The organism is Paracoccus sp. Arc7-R13 (genome assembly GCF_004010775.1).
Lineage (GTDB): Bacteria > Pseudomonadota > Alphaproteobacteria > Rhodobacterales > Rhodobacteraceae > Paracoccus > Paracoccus marcusii.
Genome location: NZ_CP034810.1, coordinates 2705926 through 2723497, shown reverse-complemented (window position 1 = coordinate 2723497; position 17572 = coordinate 2705926). Strand labels below are relative to the sequence as shown.

General features: G+C 68.5%; 13 protein-coding genes and 1 tRNA gene. 6 read left to right on the top strand and 8 right to left on the bottom strand.

Annotated features, from left to right (window positions below):
• The first annotated feature begins 97 nt into the window (after window positions 1-97).
• Entirely contained in the window at window positions 98-2899 is a 2802-nt protein-coding gene (locus tag EOJ32_RS13500) for a glutamine-synthetase adenylyltransferase (protein WP_127898920.1), read from the top strand.
• Here the strand turns inward: EOJ32_RS13500 and EOJ32_RS13495 are convergent.
• Entirely contained in the window at window positions 2896-5046 is a 2151-nt protein-coding gene (locus EOJ32_RS13495) for a glycosyltransferase (protein WP_127898919.1), read from the bottom strand. The two genes, EOJ32_RS13500 and EOJ32_RS13495, sit on opposite strands and share 4 nt — an antisense overlap.
• A gap of 107 nt (window positions 5047-5153) precedes the next feature.
• Window positions 5154-6302 (bottom strand): glutamine-hydrolyzing carbamoyl-phosphate synthase small subunit, encoded by a 1149-nt coding sequence (gene carA, locus EOJ32_RS13490; protein ID WP_127898918.1) that lies wholly within the window; start codon window positions 6300-6302, stop codon window positions 5154-5156.
• Between the two features lie 154 nt (window positions 6303-6456).
• Here carA and EOJ32_RS13485 point away from each other — a divergent pair, with 154 nt between their 5' ends.
• Both EOJ32_RS13485 and EOJ32_RS13480 read left to right on the top strand, forming a co-directional pair.
• Window positions 6457-6918 (top strand): GatB/YqeY domain-containing protein, encoded by a 462-nt coding sequence (locus EOJ32_RS13485; RefSeq protein WP_046001160.1) that lies wholly within the window; start codon window positions 6457-6459, stop codon window positions 6916-6918.
• 45 nt (window positions 6919-6963) lie between these two features.
• The gene (locus EOJ32_RS13480; protein ID WP_127898917.1) at window positions 6964-7152 is read left to right on the top strand and encodes a DUF3008 family protein; all 189 of its coding nucleotides are present in this window, start codon (window positions 6964-6966) and stop codon (window positions 7150-7152) included.
• On the opposite strand, the gene EOJ32_RS13475 is transcribed toward EOJ32_RS13480, so the two are convergent.
• From EOJ32_RS13475 to lipB, 4 genes are all read right to left on the bottom strand, one after another.
• On the bottom strand, window positions 7149-7586 hold the full coding sequence (locus EOJ32_RS13475) for a DUF2244 domain-containing protein (RefSeq protein WP_341872773.1): 438 nt from the start codon (window positions 7584-7586) through the stop codon (window positions 7149-7151). The genes EOJ32_RS13480 and EOJ32_RS13475 overlap by 4 nt on opposite strands.
• Window positions 7587-7656: 70 nt before the next feature.
• Window positions 7657-9333, bottom strand: a complete 1677-nt coding sequence (locus tag EOJ32_RS13470) for a cytochrome c oxidase subunit 1 (protein WP_045981596.1) — start codon at window positions 9331-9333, stop codon at window positions 7657-7659.
• A 176-nt stretch (window positions 9334-9509) separates the two neighbouring features.
• Window positions 9510-9950: a cytochrome c family protein gene (locus EOJ32_RS13465; protein ID WP_045981595.1), complete on the bottom strand. Its 441-nt coding sequence runs from the start codon at window positions 9948-9950 to the stop codon at window positions 9510-9512.
• Window positions 9951-10066: 116 nt separating this feature from the next.
• Entirely contained in the window at window positions 10067-10711 is a 645-nt protein-coding gene (lipB, locus tag EOJ32_RS13460) for a lipoyl(octanoyl) transferase LipB (RefSeq protein ID WP_046000972.1), read from the bottom strand.
• 107 nt (window positions 10712-10818) lie between these two features.
• Between lipB and EOJ32_RS13455 the strand changes: the two genes are divergently transcribed.
• The 3 genes from EOJ32_RS13455 (at window position 10819) to eutC (ending at window position 13077) form a co-directional block, all read left to right on the top strand.
• Window positions 10819-10905 (top strand) — tRNA-Leu (locus tag EOJ32_RS13455).
• A 73-nt stretch (window positions 10906-10978) separates the two neighbouring features.
• On the top strand, window positions 10979-12352 hold the full coding sequence (locus EOJ32_RS13450) for an ethanolamine ammonia-lyase subunit EutB (RefSeq protein ID WP_127898915.1): 1374 nt from the start codon (window positions 10979-10981) through the stop codon (window positions 12350-12352).
• Window positions 12349-13077, top strand: coding sequence for an ethanolamine ammonia-lyase subunit EutC (gene eutC, locus EOJ32_RS13445; RefSeq protein ID WP_127898914.1), 729 nt, complete (start codon window positions 12349-12351; stop codon window positions 13075-13077). Before EOJ32_RS13450 ends, eutC begins: the two co-directional genes overlap by 4 nt.
• Here the strand turns inward: eutC and EOJ32_RS13440 are convergent.
• Together EOJ32_RS13440 and EOJ32_RS13435 are read right to left on the bottom strand one after the other, a co-directional pair.
• Entirely contained in the window at window positions 13074-14459 is a 1386-nt protein-coding gene (locus tag EOJ32_RS13440) for an efflux transporter outer membrane subunit (protein ID WP_045998781.1), read from the bottom strand. The genes eutC and EOJ32_RS13440 overlap by 4 nt on opposite strands.
• The gene (locus tag EOJ32_RS13435; protein WP_127898913.1) at window positions 14456-17572 is read right to left on the bottom strand and encodes an efflux RND transporter permease subunit; all 3117 of its coding nucleotides are present in this window, start codon (window positions 17570-17572) and stop codon (window positions 14456-14458) included. The genes EOJ32_RS13440 and EOJ32_RS13435 overlap by 4 nt, the downstream gene beginning before the upstream one ends.

Genomic DNA, 17572 nt, shown 5'->3' with positions numbered 1-17572 from the left:
GCCAAGCGTGGAAAGCAGCGGGCCCGCCGGTTCTGCGCAACATGGTTTACCGCGCGTTGCGTTGACGGGCCGGGGCGACCCCGGCAAGGTGGCGCGCATGAGCTTTCAGTCCCGCATCACCCGCCTTCCGCTGCCCGTCGACGCCGCCCGCGGGGCGGATGCGGCGGCGCTGTTCCCAACCCTGTCCGACCGGATGCGCGACCTGATCGCGGGCGCCGCGGGCAGCAGCCCCTATCTGGCCGGCCTGCTGCGGTCCGAGGCCGACTGGCTGCCCGATGCGCTGGACCATGACGACGTCGTCGTGCGCGAGACGGCGGGCTTGCAATCGCTGGACGCGGATGCCCTGGGCGTGGCGCTGCGCCGCGCCAAGCGGCGGGTGGCGCTGCTGGCGGCGTTGGCCGATCTGGGCGGCGTCTGGACGCTGGAGCAGGTCACCGGCGCGCTGTCCGACCTGGCCGACCGCGCCGTCGACCTCGCCCTGCGCGCCCATGTCGCGACCGAGATCCGTCGCGGCAAGCTGCCCGCCACGGACGCCGATGCGGGCGGCATCTTCGCGCTGGCGATGGGCAAGGGCGGCGCGCGCGAACTGAACTACAGCTCGGACATCGACCTGATCGTCCTGTTCGACGAGACCGCCTATGCCGAGGCCGACCAGATGGAGGCTCGTGCCGCCCTGATCCGGGCCACGCGGCGGATGGCCGCGACCCTGTCCGACGTGACCGATCACGGCTATGTCTTTCGCACCGACCTGCGGCTGCGGCCCGACGCGGCGGTGACGCCGGTCTGCATCTCGACCGCCGCGGCGCTGGCCTATTACGAGGCCGAGGGGCGGACCTGGGAACGCGCCGCCTTCATCAAGGCGCGCGCGGCGGCGGGCGACATCACCGCGGGCGAACGGCTGCTGCGCGAATTGCGGCCCTTCGTCTGGCGCAAGCACCTGGATTTCGCGGCCATCCAGGACGCCCATGACATGCGGCTGCGCATCCGCGACCACAAGGGTCTGGGCGGGCGGCTGGAGGTGGCGGGCCACAACCTGAAACTGGGACGCGGCGGCATCCGCGAAATCGAGTTCTTCACCCAGACCCGCCAGCTGATCGCGGGCGGGCGCGACCGCGACCTGCAATGCCGCGACACGGTTGGCGGGCTGGCGGCGCTGGCCGCCAAGAACTGGATCCCCCGGGACGTCGCAGAGGAACTGACGGCGCATTACCGCGACCATCGCGACATCGAACACCGCATCCAGATGGTGAACGACGCCCAGACCCACAGCCTGCCCAAGGACGATCAGGGATTGGCCACGATCGCCGCCCTGATGGGCGAGGGCGATGTCCAAGCCTGGTGCGCCCGGCTGAAATCGCGGCTGGAACGCGTGCATGCGCTGACCGAACGGTTCTTCGCCCCGACCGAACCGACCGAAAGCCTGCCCGACCTGTCGGACGAATCGCGGGCGGTGATCCAGCGCTGGCAGACCTATCCCGCGCTGCGGTCCGACCGGGCGCGCCAGATCTTTCGCCGGATCGAGGCGCCGCTCTTGTCGCGCATGGCCCGCGCGGGCCACCCCGCCGAGGCGCTGGCCCGCTTCGACAGTTTCCTGTCCGGCCTGCCTGCGGGGGTCCAGCTGTTCTCGCTGTTCGAGGCCAATCCCCAGCTGATCGACCTGATCGTCGACATCTGCGGAACGGCGCCCGCGCTGGCCGCCTATCTGGCGCGCCATCCGTCCGTTCTGGACGGCGTGCTGGCAGGCAGCTTCTTCGCCCCCTGGCCGCGGGAGGCCGGGTTGGTCCAGGAACTGGACGCGGTCCTGCAACGGGCCCTGAGCCAACCTGGCGGTGGCTATGAACGGGCGCTGGATGCGGCGCGGCGGTGGGCGCATGAATGGCAGTTCCGCATCGGCGTCCATCACCTGCGCGGCCTGATCGGCGCGGACGAGGCGGCGGTGCAATACGCGGACCTTGCGGGGGCCTGCGTGGCGGCGCTGCTGCCGGTGACCGCCGCCGATTTCGCGCGCCGCCATGGCCCGCCGCCGGGCCGCGGCGCGGTCGTGGTGGGCATGGGTTCCCTGGGCGCGCGGGTGCTGAACGCCGGGTCGGACCTGGATCTGATCGTGATCTATGACGCGGACGGGGTCGATGCCTCGGACGGGCCGCGCCCGCTGGCCGCGCGCCCCTATTACGCCCGGTTGACGCAGGCGATGGTCACCGCCCTGTCTGCGCCCACCGCCGAAGGCCGGCTGTACGAGGTCGACATGCGGCTGCGCCCGTCGGGGCGGCAGGGGCCGGTGGCGACCTCGATCGACAGCTTCGGCACCTACCAGATGACCGAGGCCTGGACATGGGAGCATCTGGCCCTGACCCGCGCGCGCTGCGTCGCGCAGATCGGGCCCGATGCGGATATGCTGTGCCAGCAGATCGAGACCCTGCGCCTGAAGGTGCTGGCCGAACGCGGCATCGATCCGCGTGTTTTGCCCGACACAGGCCAGATGCGTGACCGCCTGTTCGCCGCAAAGCCGCCGGGCGGGGCCTTCGACGTGCGACAGGGGGCCGGGCGGCTGCAGGACATCGACCTGCTGGCGCAGAGCTGCGCCTTGCGGGCGGGCGATCCGGCGCGGTCGACGCTGGCGCAGTTGCGGGCGGGTCGCCGGGCGGGGCTGCTGACGACGGAACAGGCGGACCGCCTGTCGTCGATCTGGCGGGGATTGTGGCGCGTGCATGCCGCCGCCCGCCTGTTGACGGACAGGGCGCTGGACATGGACGTGATCGGGCGCGGAGGCCAGGATTTCCTGCTGCGCGAGGTCGAGGCCGACAGCCCCGATACCCTGCGTGATCGGTTGTCCGACGATTTCGCCACGGTGCAGGCCCTCGTCGAGGGACATCTGTCGGACGAAAGTCCGCCCGACTAGCCGCTGGCGGCGCGGTCCTGAGGATAGCGCATGGCATCCGGTTCGACTGCCGGCGCATCGATCTGGACCAGGTTGGGCTGTCCCGCGGTGGCCTGTCCGGCGCTGCTCTGCAGGTCCGCCGCCACCTCTGCCAGGGACCGGCCGCCGATCTGGCCCAGGACCGGGATCGAGACCATGCCCGGTGCCAGGGGGATGACGGGGGCATCCGCCGCCTCGACGAACAGGCCGTGGGCGGTCTTGTCCCAGTAGAAGGGCTTGGCCACGACCTCGTAGATGGCCTTCCACCCGGCCAGGCATCCAAGCGGAAAATAGAGATGGAGCGTCGGCACCCAAGGCATCAGATGGCGGTGCTTTGCCCCACTGACCGCACGCATGCCGACGAAGATGCTCAGCGCCTCGGACGCGACGAACAATCCGAACAGGCCCACGATCGCCCAAGAGCCTACCCCGGTTTCCAGCGGTGCGCGCAGCGGATGCGGCAGGCCGAAGGTCAGCAGCCAGAAGCTCCACAGGATCGGTGCCAGAAGGTATTGCGACAGCGCCCCCAGGAACTGGACCTGAAAGCCCCAGAAGCGCCACGCCCCCAGATCGCGGTAGAGCGCCGCAGGATCGCGCATGTGCACCGCCCAGGTCATCGCGTATCCCTTGAGCCAGCGCGACCGCTGCTTGACCCATGGCAGGGCGCGGCAGTTCGCCTCCTCATCGGTGGTGGTCTCGATGATCTCTGTCCGGTATCCGCGCCGGGCCAGGCGGACGCCCAGATCGGCGTCCTCGGTCACGTTCCATGCATCCCATGCGCCGACCCGTTCCAGCAGGTGGCGGCGAAAGAACAGGGTGGTGCCGCCCAGGGGCACGATCAGCCCTAGACGCGCGACCCCCGGCAGCAGGATGCGGAACCAGCTTGCGTATTCGATGGTAAAGCACCGCGCCAGCCAGTTGGTGCGCGGGTTGTAGTAGTCCAACGCTCCCTGCAGGCATGCGACGTCCGCAGGCGCGACATGAAAGCGGCGCGCGACCTTGTGCAGTTGATCGGGATCGGGTCGGTCCTCGGCGTCCCAGATGCCCACGATCTGGCCGCGGCAGAAGTTCAGCGCATAATTCAGCGCCCGGGGCTTGGTCTTGATCGGCCCGTCGGGCACCCGCACGACGCGGATCCAATGCGGCAGGCGCACGCCGTCCAGCGCGGCCTCGGTGATCTCGTCGCTGGCCTCGATCACCAACAGGATGTCGGTCAGTTCCCGCGGATAGTCCAGCCGCGCCAGCCGTGCGACCAGCTTGCCCGCGACGTCCTTTTCGTGAAACAGCGGCACCATGACCGAGATCAGCGGCAGCGCAGCCTCCATCAGCGGGGGGACAGGATGACCCTGTCGGACGGCCAGCGCATGGGCATCCTGCTCGCGCAGCGCCCGCCGCGCCGCCAGGAACGACGCCAGCTTCAGCCCGCTCTGCGTCACCAGGGTCAGCACCGCCCAGAACGTCAGCAGCCCCACGATCAACGTCGGGACCAGGATCAGGCCGGCCGCGGTCAGGGCCAGCGCCGCGATCGCCAGGCGTGCCGTCCGGGCCTGATCCTGCGTGCGACAGCTTTCGATGGCGGGGACGCGCGTCTCCGCCTCGCGGATCAGGCGGGTCCGGCGGGAGTTCAGCACCCCGCCCTGGGCCTGGTCCGCACTGCACAGCAACATGCGGACCTGGCCGAACTGGCGCGGCAGCAGGGGCAGCACGGCCGCGAAATCATCGGGCCGCGCCGTCGCGATCCAGGTCACCCCGCCGATTCGCCGCCAAGGCAGCAGCCCGTGCGTCAGGCAGAACCCGGCCCCTGCGTCGTCGATCAGCCGCGGGTCGGCGGGCGTCACGTCGGGGTCGATGGCGGTGGTGCGCCACTGCCGCGACAGCGCGCGGGCCAGGGCGGCGGGCTGGACCATCCCTTGGGCCAGCAATACCTGGTCCAGCCGCAGGCTCAGCTTTTGCTGGATCACCGTCGCCTTGAGCAGGTCCCCCGCATCGACCACCCCGTCTTCCAGCAGGATCTGCCCAAGCGACCGCCGGTCGCGCGGCGCCAGCGTCGGCCCGCACAGGACCGCGCTGCCGGCGGTGGCCGGATCGGGCAGGTTGGCAGGCCGGGGCAGGGGGGCAGGCTGCGCCATGGTCGTTTCCCATCAGGATCGACCCGTCTTGGCACGTGATGCGTTAACAGAAGATTAAGCGATCCCGCGCGACCGGCAAAAACCGGTCGCACGGGACCAATTCGTCATCAGGCGCGGCGCGCGCGCATCGAATCGGTGAACCGCTTGAACAGGTACAGGCTGTCCTGGGGACCGGGCGAAGCCTCGGGGTGGTGCTGGACGGAAAAGACCGGCTTGTCCTGCATGCGGATGCCGCAGTTGCTGCCGTCGAACAGGCTGACATGGGTCTCGATCACGCCGACCGGCAGGCTTTGCGAATCGACGGCGAAACCATGGTTCATCGAGGTGATCTCGACCTTGCCGGTCTCGACGTCGCGCACGGGGTGGTTCGCGCCGTGATGGCCGTGGCCCATCTTGACCGTCTTGGCGCCAAGCGCCAGCGCCAGCATCTGGTGACCCAGGCAGATGCCGAAGATCGGCATGTCGCGGCCCAGCAGGTCCTTGATCATCGGGACGGCATATTCCCCCGTGGCCGCCGGATCGCCGGGGCCGTTCGACAGGAACACGCCCTCGGGCTCGTGCGCCATCACCTCCTCGGCGGTGGCGGTGGCGGGCAGGACGGTGACATCGGCGCCATGGGCCACCAGAGAGCGCAGGATGTTGCGTTTCGCACCGTAATCCAGCGCCACGACCTTGAACGGCTTGTCGCCGGGTGCGGTGCCGAAACCTGCGCCCCATTCCCACGACCCCTGATCCCACCGATAGCTTTGCGCGCAGCTGACGCCGCGGGCCAGATCCAGGCCGACCAGGCCCTGCCAGTCGCGGGCGCGGGCGATCATCGCCTCGATGTCGAAATTGCCGTCGGGATCATGCGCCAGGACGACATGGGGTGCACCCTGCTGACGGATCGCGCGGGTCAGGCGGCGGGTGTCCACGCCGCCGATGCCGATGCGGCCGCGGCGGGCCATCCAGTCGGTCAGTTCGGACGTGCTGCGCCAGTTCGACGGCTCGGTCGGGTCCCACCGGACGACGATGCCGCTGGCGACCGGATCGGGCGCCTCGTCATCCTCCGGCGTGACGCCGGTATTACCAATATGGGGAAAGGTGAAGGTCACGACCTGGCTGGCATAGGAGGGATCGGTCATGATCTCCTGATAGCCGGTCATCGCGGTGTTGAAGACCAGCTCGGCGACGACCTCGCCGGGGGCGCCAAAGCCCATGCCATAGAAGACGGTCCCGTCGGCAAGCGCCAGGCAGGCGGTCGGTTTAGCAGCCATGTCGGCACCTCTGGAATGAAATCAGCCGGTGAATAGGGGGCGGACGCCCCAAGGTCAACCCGCAGCGGCCCGGGAGCCGCGCTTGAAACGCAGGCGCCGGGGGGCTAGATGCGGTTCTTTCGGGCGCATCCCGCGCCTTGGGTTGGAGACGAAGATGGATCTGCGCGCCAAGCTGCAAGCCGCCACCAAAGAGGCGATGAAGGCCCGCGACAGTGCCCGGCTGTCGACGCTGCGCCTGATCGCCGCCGCCGTCAAGGACCGCGAGATCGCCGCGCGCAGCGGGGACACCGACGGCACCCTGACCGAGGGCGACCTGGTCATGATCCTGTCGCGCATGGTCAAGCAGCGCCAGGAATCGGCCAAGGCCTATGAGGAGGGCGGCCGTCTGGAGCTGGCCGCCAAGGAGGAGGACGAGATCGGCGTGATCCAGGAGTTTCTGCCGCGCCAGATGAACAGCGTCGAGACGACCGCCGCGATCGACGCGGCCATCGCCGATCTGGGTGCCGAGGGCATCCGCGACATGGGTCGCGTGATGGCCGCGCTGAAGGAGCGCCATGCCGGCCAGATGGATTTCGGTGCGGTGGGTCCGGCCGTCAAGGCGCGCCTGCTGGCCTGAAACCCGCGCGTCGCATCACGCGTTGTGCGGGCAGGAGGTGACCCCATGCCCGCACGATCCAAAGCCCAGCAACGCGCCGCAGGCGCCGCCCTGTCCGCCAAGCGCGGCGAGACGAAGGTCGGCGACCTACAGGGCGCGTCCAAGGACATGTATCACAGCATGACCGAGGCAGAGCTGGAAGACTTTGCCAAGACCGACCACGACGACCTGCCGGACCGCGCCGACGACGACTAGCGCAGCCGCGCCAGCCGCCGCATCAGCTCGTCGCAGAGGTCGCGGCGTTCATCGGGGGTCAGGAACGCGCCCAGCTCGATCTCGCGCTGGCCGTCGGACAGGGTCAGATAGGCCTCGACCGGACCATTGCGCAGGCCCGGGCGCACCCAATAGCTGTTGGTCTGCCACAGGCGCTCTGGACGTCCCGGATCGTTGCGCCGGATCTGCAGGCGGCTGCGGTCCATGACCAGCTCCTCGCGCGTCTGTCCGGTGCGATAGGTCTGGCGCAGGGCGATCCACACGCCCCCCACCGTCAGCATCATAAAGGGCAGCAGCCCCCACAGCACCTGCGCCCCCAGAACCGCCAGGATCGGCAGCAGCAGCAGCGTGGCCGTCGTTCCGATGAACCAGACGAAGCCCCGTTTGGGCAGCGACCGGTGCGGCCACAGGGTCACGGTTTGCAAAAAGGCCCCGGACGTGTCCGGGGCCGTTTCTGTCCAATGATAGGGCATCGAGGGATGTGCCTCAGTGGGCCGGGCTGCGGTCCCAGTCCTCGCGCTTGGGCAGCTGCTCGAACGTGTGCTCGGGCGGGGGCGAGGGCAGGGTCCATTCCAGCGTGTCGGCGTACTCGTTCCAGTAGTTGTTCTGGGTGACGCGCTTGCCGGCGAACAGGGTGTAGAACATCACGCCGATGAAGAAGATGAACGACGCGAAGGACAGATAGGCGCCCCACGAGCTGATCGCGTTCCAGAAGGCGTATTCCACCGGATAGTCGATATAGCGGCGAGGCATGCCCTGACGGCCCAGGAAGTGCTGGGGGAAGAAGGTCAGGTTCGCACCGATGAACATCGCCCAGAAGTGCAGCTTGCCGGCCCATTCCGGGTACTGGCGACCCGACATCTTGCCGATCCAGTAGTAGATGCCCGCAAAGATCGCGAAGACCGCGCCGAGCGACATCACGTAGTGGAAGTGCGCCACGACATAGTAGGTGTCGTGATACACGCGGTCCAGCGGCGCTTGGCTCAGCACCACGCCGGTCACGCCGCCGACGGTGAACAGGAACAGGAAGCCGAAGGCCCAGAGCATCGGCGTCTTGAACTCGACCGAGCCGCCCCACATCGTCGCGATCCACGAGAAGACCTTGATGCCCGTAGGCACGGCGATCGTCATCGTGGCCAGCATGAAGTAGCTCTGCTGGGTCAGCGACATGCCGACGGTGTACATGTGGTGCGCCCAGACGACGAAGCCCAGGATCCCGATCGCGGCCATCGCCAGGACCATCGGCAGGTAGCCGAAGATCGGCTTGCGCGAGAAGGTCGCGATGACGTGGCTGATGATGCCGAAGCCGGGCAGGATGATGATGTACACTTCCGGGTGGCCGAAGAACCACAGGATGTGCTGGTACAGCACCGGGTCACCGCCGCCGGCCGGGTTGAAGAAGTTCGTGCCGAAGTTGCGGTCCATCAGCAGCATGGTGATGGCGCCGGCCAGGACGGGCAGGGCCAGCAGGATCAGCCAGGCGGTGATGAACACCGACCAGGCGAACAGCGGCACCTTGAACAGCGTCATGCCGGGGGCGCGCATGTTCAGGAAGGTGGTGATGATGTTGATCGCACCGACGATCGACGAGGCGCCCGAGACGTGAACCGCGAAGATCGCGAGGTCGGTCGAATAGCCGCCCTCGGTCGTCGACAGCGGCGGGTACAGCACCCAGCCGATGCCCGAACCGGGCTGCTGGTTGCCGCCCGGTGCCAGCAGCGAGGCGATGCCCAGCAGCAGGCCGGCGACATAGAGCCAGTAGCTGAGGTTGTTCATCCGCGGGAAGCTCATGTCCGGTGCACCGATCTGCAGCGGCATGAAGTAGTTGCCGAAACCGCCGAACAGCGCCGGAATGACGACGAAGAACATCATCAGCACGCCATGATACGTGATCATGACGTTCCACAGGTGTCCGTTGGGGGTACATTCGGCCGCGGCATTCGCAAAGAATCGCGCGCCTTCCATGCACATGTACTGCACACCCGGCTCGTGCAGTTCCATCCGCATGTAGACGGTGAAGCTGACCGAGATCAGGCCCGCCAGGCCGGCGGTGAAAAGGTAAAGAATACCAATGTCTTTGTGATTGGTGGACATGAACCAGCGGGTGAAGAACCCGCGTGTGTCATGATGGTCGTCGTGGCCGTGTGCGGCTGCGTCTGCCATACCCGAACTCCCTCAAGATGTCGTCGATCCGGCCTGTCGACCGTCATTATCACGCATTCTTTAGACCACCTGCGGGCACCGGGCAATGCGTCACAGTGGCCCCGGAGGCAAACGCCCCGGCCGGGTCCGAAAAACCCGGCCGGGGCGCCAAGGCGGCACGGGGCCGCGTCAGAGGATCATTCGGCGGGCGCGTCCGGCGAAACCGAGGCCAGATAGGCCGCGACGTCCGCCTGGTTGCGGTTCAGCTTGAAGGTCATCTTGCTGCGGGCCGAATCGTCGCCTGACTTTTCCTTCACCCAAGCCGTCGGGTCGGTCACGTAGGCGACCAGCTCCTCCTCGGTCCAGACCATGTCCGGGTTGGCTTCCTTGGCGGCCAGCAGGCCGTCGCCATAGTTGAAGCCTTCCATGTGGGCGATGGGCGCGCCGACGATGTTCCACAGGTTGGGACCGGTGGCCCCGCCCTTGACGATGTCTGTCCCGCTGTCGTCCTGGATCATGTGGCAGGCGCGGCATTTGCGGAATTCGCCCTCGCCCGCGGCGGCGTCGCCCGCTTCCTGCGCGACGGCCGGGATGGCTAGGGTCGCGCCCAACAGGGCGCCGACAATGGCTGATTTCATGCGTAGTTCCTCGCTGGGCCCTGGAGGGGCCGTGGTCTCCCGAAGGGCACCGTAGGACCAACGCGCCCCGGAAATCCAGCCATCGAAAGGTCGCAAGGAAAGAATTGATCGCCGGCCTAGCCGAATGTGCGTGCAAAACCCTGGCGCAGCGCCACGTCCAGATCGGCCATCCCTACCGGCAGCCCCAGATCGACCAGCGAGGTCACGCCGTGCCCGCTGATCCCGCAGGGCACGATCCCGCCGTAATGCGACAGGTCGGGGTCCACGTTGACGGCGATGCCGTGAAAGCTGACCCATCGGCGCAGCTTGACGCCGATGGCGGCGATCTTGTCCTCGCGCATCTGGCCATCGGGCAGGGGGGGCTTGTCGGGACGCGGCACCCAGACGCCCACGCGCCCCTCGCGGATCTGGCCTGACACGCCGAAGCTGGCAAGCGCGTCGATCACCCACCCCTCCAGCTGTCCGACAAAGGCGCGCACGTCGCGGCCACGCCGGTTCAGGTCCAGCATGACATAGGCCACGCGCTGGCCCGGCCCGTGATAGGTGTACTGACCGCCCCGCCCGGTCTGGTGCACCGGAAAGCGCGCGTCCAGCAGGTCCTGGGGGCGGGCGCTGGTCCCGGCCGTGTACAAGGGCGGGTGCTCGACCAGCCAGACGGCCTCGGGGGCCTGGCCTGCATGGATCTGCGCCACGCGATCCTCCATCAGGGCCACGGCGTCGGCATGCGCGGTCAGGCCGCTGCTGATGATCCATTCAACCATGGTTGCGATGTGGCCTCTTCGTCCTTCCCCGTCAACATCCGTCGGCATCCGCAGAAACCGCTTTTCTTTGCAATCGGCCTCGGCTATCAGGCGCGCACTGCCCGGATGCGGCCGTGGCGGAATTGGTAGACGCGCAGCGTTGAGGTCGCTGTTCCTTAACCGGAGTGGAAGTTCGAGTCTTCTCGGCCGCACCAACCCCCCCTTTCATCGATGCCTTGACCCCGATGCCGTTCGGGTCATTCTGTCCCCCGACAACCGGGGATGGTCATGGCCACGTATGCCGCCACAGCGCGCGACCACAGATTTCGCTTTGACAGCCTGGCTGCGGTGATGGCCGCGGCCTCGCAGGAACGGTCGGGCGATCAGCTGGCCGGGATCGCGGCGGGCAGCGCGCTGGAACGCGTGGCGGCGCGGCGCGTGCTGATGGACCTGCCGCTGACCACCTTCCTGTCCGATGCACTGATTGCCTATGAGGATGACGAGGTCACACGCCTGATCATCGATGGCCACGACCGCGCGGCCTTTGCGCCGGTCGCGTCGATGACCGTGGGCGATCTGCGCGACTGGCTGCTGTCACCCGCCACGGACGGTGCGGCGCTGGCCACCGTCGCCCCCGGCCTGACGCCGGAGATGGTGGCCGCGGTCAGCAAGCTGATGCGCAACCAGGATCTGATCCGCGTGGCGCGCAAGGTGCGGGTCATCACGGCATTCCGGAACACCATCGGAGGGGCGGGGGTGCTGGCCTCGCGGCTGCAGCCCAACCATCCGGCGGATGACCCGCGCGGCATCGCGGTCGCGGTGCTGGACGGGCTGCTGCAGGGGGCGGGCGACGCAGTGATCGGGATCAACCCGGCGTCGGACAACCTGGCCAACTGCCACGCCCTGCTGACCGCCCTGGACGAGATGCGCCAGGCGCTGGACATCCCCACGCAGACCTGCGTGCTGACCCATGTGACCAACGCCCTGACCCTGCTGGAGCGGGGCGCGCCCGTGGACCTGATCTTCCAGTCGGTCGCGGGCAGCCAGGCTGCCAACGAAGGTTTCGGCATCACCCTGTCGATGCTGGAGGAGGCCCATCAGGCGGGACTGGCGGCGGGGCGGGGCACGGTCGGCCAGAACGTGATGTATTTCGAGACGGGGCAGGGGTCCGCCCTGTCGGCCGACGCCCATCACGGTGTCGATCAGCAGACGATGGAGGCCCGCGCCCAGGGCGTCGCCCGCGCCTATGCGCCGCTGCTGGTCAATACTGTCGTGGGCTTCATCGGGCCGGAATACCTGTTCGACGGCAAGCAGATCATCCGTGCGGGGCTGGAGGATCATTTCTGCGGCAAGCTGCTGGGCCTGCCGATGGGGGTCGATGTCTGCTATACCAACCATGTCGAGGCCGACCAGGACGACATGGACACGCTGTCGACGCTGCTGGCGCAGGCGGGGGTCAATTTCGTGATCGCCGTGCCGGGCGCCGACGACGTGATGCTGGGTTATCAAAGCCTAGCATTCGAGGACATCGCCTATCTGCGCGAAACCACCGGCCTGACCCCGGCACCCGAATTCGCGGCCTGGCTGGATGCGTTCGGCCTTGTGGGTCGTGCCTTGCCCGATACCGGCGCGATGGCCCGCCGCCTGGGGCTGTCCGCATGAGCGCGCCGGACCTGCACCGCCTGTCCGCCCTGACACCGGCGCGGGTGCGGCTGCAGGCGGGGGCCGGGCCCACCGCGCTGCCGGACCTGCTGCGGTTTCAGCAGGACCACGCGGCGGCGCGCGATGCGATCCACGGGCAGGTGGATTGGGACGCGCTGGCGCAGGACCTTGGCCCGCTGCCGGTGCTGCGGGTGGACAGCATGGCGACCGACCGCGCCACCTATCTGCGCCGCCCCGACCTGGGGCGGCGGCTGGCGCCCCATGACCTGCCCCGGCTGGACGCGCCGCTGCAGGTGGTGATCGGGGACGGGCTGTCCGCGCCCGCGGTCATGGCGCAGGCCGCGGGCGTGGTGCGCGCGCTGCTCGCCTGCCTGCCGGAACTGGCGGGGCGTCCGGTGATTCTGGCGCAGGGCGCGCGGGTGGCCTTGGGCGATGCGATCGGGGCGGCCACGCGGGCGGGCATGGTGCTGATGCTGATCGGCGAACGGCCTGGACTGTCGGTGGCCGACAGCCTTGGCGCCTATCTGACCCATGCGCCTCGGATCGGGCTGCGCGACAACGCGCGCAACTGCGTGTCGAACATTCATCCGAACGGGGGGCTGTCCCATCAGGCCGCCGCCGAACGGCTGGCCTGGCTGGTGATGCAGGGGCGTCGGATCGGCGCGACGGGCATCGCGCTGAAAGACGAAAGCGGCGGCAGCGCCCTGCTGCCGCCACGGGCTTAGTCGGCGATCCGCGCCACGGCGGCACCGGCACCGGTCGCGATCTGCAGCGCGGCCCACTCCTTGGCGGCGTCGTTGCGGGCCGATGCGGCCTGCAGGCGTGCCGCCGCACGCTGGCGGTCGGCGTCCAGCAGATCGACCAGCGGCAGGGCGCCCGCCTCGAAGTTCGTGCGCGCCAGGGCATAGGCCCGGTCATAGCTGGCCGCCGCGCGGTCCAGCGCATCGACGCGCTGGCGCAGGCGGCGCAGGTTCGACTGGCTGGTCTGCACATCCTCGACCGAGGCCGCGACCTGGCTGCGCCATGCCAGATCGGCTTGGCGCGCCTCGGACACGCGGCGGGTGCGGGTCGCGCCCAGGATGCCCTGATTGGCCACCGGCAGGCTGATGCGCGGGCCAAAGCCCCAGCCCGTCGCCCCGCCCGTGTCGCTGACCGTGCCCGTCAGCGACAGCGAGGGCAGCATGTCCGCCGTCGCGACCCCCACTGCCGCCAGCGCCTGCACCAGATCCTGCTGGGCCGCGCGCACGTCTGGACGGTTGCGCAGCAGTTCGGCCGGGACCCCGGTGCCGGGGCCGGGCGGGATGCGCAGCGCGCCCGATCCGCCCTGCATCTGCGACATCAGCGGCCCGGCCTGCTGGTTCAGCAGCGTCGACAGGCGATAGACCTGCGCGTTGAACTGTGCCTCGAAGGCGGGAAGGTCGGCCTGCGCGGTCTGCAGCAGTGCCTCGGTCTGGGCGATGTCGAAATCGGTGGCAAGGCCCAGGGCCTGGCTGTCGCGGGTGACGCTCAGGGTGGCCTGGCGCGCCTCGATCGTGTCGCGGGTCAGAGCCAGCGCCTGCTGGTTGTAGCGCGCGTCGGAATAGGCGCTGATGACCTCGGCCAGCCATGCCAGCCGGGTGACCTGGGCCTGCGCCTCGGCCGATGCGACGCCCGCAGCGGCCCCTTCGCGGGCACGGCGCGCGCCCCCGAACAGGTCGAACACGAAGCCCGCCGACAGGTTGGCGCTGCTGGTATAGCCGGTCGCCTGACCGTCGCCGCCCGACCGCACGCGGCTGGCCGATGCGGGCTCTCCGCTGATCTGGGCCGCTAGGGGCTGGGTGGCCTGTAGGTCGGCCGCCGCGGCACGGATGCGTTCGTTGGCGGTGATGATGTCCAGGCTGGTGTCCAGCCCGTCCGCGATCAGCCGCGACAGGGTGCGGTCCTGATAGCCCGACCAGAAGGCCGTGGTGCCGACCTGGCCCACGGGGCCGCCGCCGCCTTCGGCGAAGGCGCCCTGGACGCGGGTGTCGGGCAGGGCGGTGGGGTCGGGCCCCACCGCCGCGCAGGCGGAGATCATCAACAGCGCCGTCAGCGACAGTGTCGCGCGGGTCATACGGGGAAACGTCACGAGGTCTTTTCCTTCTTGCGCGACAGCAGCGACCGGATCTTGAGCACGGCCACATAGAAGACCGGCACCAGGAAGATCCCGATGACGGCAGAGGAAGCCATGCCGCCCAGAACGCCGATGCCGATCGAGTTCTGCGCCCCCGCACCGGCGCCCGACGCGATGGCCAGCGGCAGCACGCCCAGCATGAACGCGAACGTGGTCATCAGGATCGGGCGCAGACGCTGGCGCGATGCGATCAGGGCGGCCTCGACCACGGTCTTGCCCTCCTTGACCTGCGCCTCGGCGAATTCGACGATCAGGATGGCGTTTCGGGCGGCAAGCCCGATGGTCGTCAGCAGACCCACCTTGAAGTACACGTCGTTCGACTGTCCGAAGAACAGCGCGGCCGCCAGGGCGCCCAGGATGCCCACCGGAACGGTCAGCATGACCGCCAGCGGCACCGACCAGCTTTCGTACAGCGCGGCCAGCGACAGGAACACGACCAGCGCCGACAGCGCGAACAGAAGTGGCGCCTGGTTGCCCGACAGCCGTTCCTGGAACGACAGCCCGGTCCATGCGGTGCCATAGCCGCCGTCCATGTCCGCCACCATCTGTTCCATCACGTCCATCGCCTCGCCCGAGGACAGGCCGGGAACGGCCGCTCCGCTGAGCTCCAGCGCCCGCGTGCCGCCGAAACGCGCCAGCGATTGCGGTTCCTGCTGCCAGCTTTGATCGGCGAAGGCGCCGAAGGACACCATTTCCCCCTGGCTGTTGCGGGCATACCAGCGTTCGATGTCCTCGGGCTGGCTGCGGCTTGCGGCCTCGCCCTGGACCACCACGGGCCGCAGGTCGTTGCCAAGCGCAAAGTCGTTCACGTCGCGCCCGGCAAAGATCACAGACAGCATCGCGTTCACGTCACCGATGTTCAGGCCAAAGGCCGCGGCCTTCTGCTGATCGATGTCCAGGCGCAGGGCGGTCTGGGTGTTGGCGGTCTCGTTGCCGCGCAGGTTGGTGACCTGGCCACCGGCCTGCGCATCCGCGACAAGCTGGTTGGCGGCGGCGGCCAGTGCGTCCTGGCCCTGACCCGTCTGGTCCACCAGGTACATGGTAAAGCCGGAGGACGTGCCCAGGCCCTGGATCGCGGGCGGCTGCAGGGCAAAGATCTGGCCCTGGCGGTTGGTGGTGAAGAAATAGCCGTTCGCCCGGTTCACCAGCGACGCGATGTCGAACCCGTCGCGTTCGGCATAGTCGCGCAGCTTGATGAAGACCAGCGCGTTGCTTTGCCCGGTCCCGCCGAAGCTGAAGCCAAGCGCGGCAAAGACCGATTCCACCGTATCGGTTTCCTGGGTCAGCAGGTACTGCTCGACCTTTTCGACCAGGGCCTGCGTCTGCTGGGTGGTCGATCCGTCCGGGCCCTGGATGATGGCCAGGGCGACGCCCTGATCCTCGTCGGGCAGGAACGATCCGGGCAGGCGGTCGAACAGCGTCATCACGCCGAACCCGATCGCGACCAGGACGATCAGCATCCGCAGCGGGCGCTTCACCAGCCGCGTGACGATGCCGACATAGCCGGTCGTGGTCCGGTCCAGGTTGCGGTTGAACCAGCGGGCGGGGGCGATGCCGCCCTGGCCATGCTTGCGCGCCTTGAGCAGGCTTGCGCACATGGCGGGGGTCAGGATCACGGCCACGCCCAGCGACAGGATCATCGCGGTGATGATGGTGATCGAGAACTGGCGATAGATGACCCCGGTGGCGCCGGTCTGGAACGCCATCGGCAGGAACACCGCCGACAGGACCAGCACGATGCCGACCAGCGCCGAGGTGATCTCGTCCATGCTCTTTTCGGTGGCCTCGACGGGGCCCAGGCCCTCTTCCTCCATCACCCGCTCGACGTTCTCCACGACCACGATGGCGTCGTCGACCAGAAGGCCGATGGCCAGCACCAGCGCGAACATCGTCAACGTGTTGATCGAGAAGCCCGCCACCGCCAGCACGGCGAAGGTGCCCAGCAGCACGACGGGGATCGCCACCACCGGGATGATCGTCGCCCGCCAGCTTTGCAGGAAGACCAGGATCACCAGGAACACCAGCAGCACGGCCTCGGCCAGGGTCTTGTAAACCTGGCTGATCGACTTTTCCACGAACGGGGAGGTGTCATAGGGATAGGTGATCTCGACTCCGGCGGGCAGGGCGTCGGCAAGGCCGTCGATGGTGTCGCGCACGGCGGCGGCGGTCGACACGGCGTTCGCGCCGGTGGCCAGGTTCACGGCGACGGCCGCGGCCGGGTTACCGTTGTAGCGCGAGCTGCCGCCATAGCTTTCCTGACCGATCTCGATCCGGGCGACGTCGCCCAGAAAGACCGTCGATCCGTCGGGATCGACGCGCAGCAGGATGCTCTCGAACTCCTCGACCGTCGACAGCTGCGACTGCGCGGTGACCGACACGGTCAGCCGCTGGCCCTCGGCGGCGGGCTGCGCGCCCAGGTCGCCCACGGTGACGTTGGTGTTCTGCGCGGCCACGGCCGCGGTGACGTCGGCGGGCGTGACGCTGTACTGGACCATCTTCATCGGGTCCATCCAGACCCGCATCGCATAGCCCGAGCCGAAGGTGTTGATCGACCCGACGCCCGGCGTGCGCTTGACCGGATCCTCGATGAACTGCGAGATCAGGTCGCCCAGCTGGACGGTGGTATAGGTGCCCTCTTCCGCCGTCAGCGCCGCCACCAGCAGGATCGAGCTGGTCGAGCGTTCGACCTGCACGCCCTGCTGCTGCACCACGTCGGGCAGCTGCGACGTGACCAGCTGCAGCTTGTTCTGCACCTGGACCTGGGCGATCTCGGGGTCGACGGTGTCGTCGAAGGTCAGCGCGACCGATGCCGACCCCGGCGTCGAATTCGACGTCATGTAGGTCAGGCCGTCGATGCCGGTCATCGCGTCCTCGATCACCGTGGTGACCGAGGATTCGACGATCTCGGCCGAGGCGCCGTTATAGGTGGCCCGGACCTGCACCGTCGTGGGTGCGATCTGGGGATACTGTTCGATGGCCAGGCTGTTCAGGCCAAGCGCGCCGACCAGCATGGTGATCAGGGCGATCACCCATGCAAAGACGGGCCGGTGAATGAAGAAACGTGCCAT

Excerpts from the sequence above, each read along its gene's own strand:
- EOJ32_RS13500 (WP_127898920.1), top strand. The coding sequence starts at position 98 with ATGAGCTTTCAGTCCCGCATCACCCGCCTTCCGCTGCCCGTCGACGCC.
- EOJ32_RS13495 (WP_127898919.1), bottom strand. The coding sequence starts at position 5,046 with ATGGCGCAGCCTGCCCCCCTGCCCCGGCCTGCCAACCTGCCCGATCCG.
- carA (WP_127898918.1), bottom strand. The coding sequence starts at position 6,302 with ATGGCTGCTAAACCGACCGCCTGCCTGGCGCTTGCCGACGGGACCGTC.
- EOJ32_RS13485 (WP_046001160.1), top strand. The coding sequence starts at position 6,457 with ATGGATCTGCGCGCCAAGCTGCAAGCCGCCACCAAAGAGGCGATGAAG.
- EOJ32_RS13480 (WP_127898917.1), top strand. The coding sequence starts at position 6,964 with ATGCCCGCACGATCCAAAGCCCAGCAACGCGCCGCAGGCGCCGCCCTG.
- EOJ32_RS13470 (WP_045981596.1), bottom strand. The coding sequence starts at position 9,333 with ATGGCAGACGCAGCCGCACACGGCCACGACGACCATCATGACACACGC.
- EOJ32_RS13465 (WP_045981595.1), bottom strand. The coding sequence starts at position 9,950 with ATGAAATCAGCCATTGTCGGCGCCCTGTTGGGCGCGACCCTAGCCATC.
- lipB (WP_046000972.1), bottom strand. The coding sequence starts at position 10,711 with ATGGTTGAATGGATCATCAGCAGCGGCCTGACCGCGCATGCCGACGCC.
- EOJ32_RS13450 (WP_127898915.1), top strand. The coding sequence starts at position 10,979 with ATGGCCACGTATGCCGCCACAGCGCGCGACCACAGATTTCGCTTTGAC.
- eutC (WP_127898914.1), top strand. The coding sequence starts at position 12,349 with ATGAGCGCGCCGGACCTGCACCGCCTGTCCGCCCTGACACCGGCGCGG.
- EOJ32_RS13435 (WP_127898913.1), bottom strand. The coding sequence starts at position 17,572 with ATGGCACGTTTCTTCATTCACCGGCCCGTCTTTGCATGGGTGATCGCC.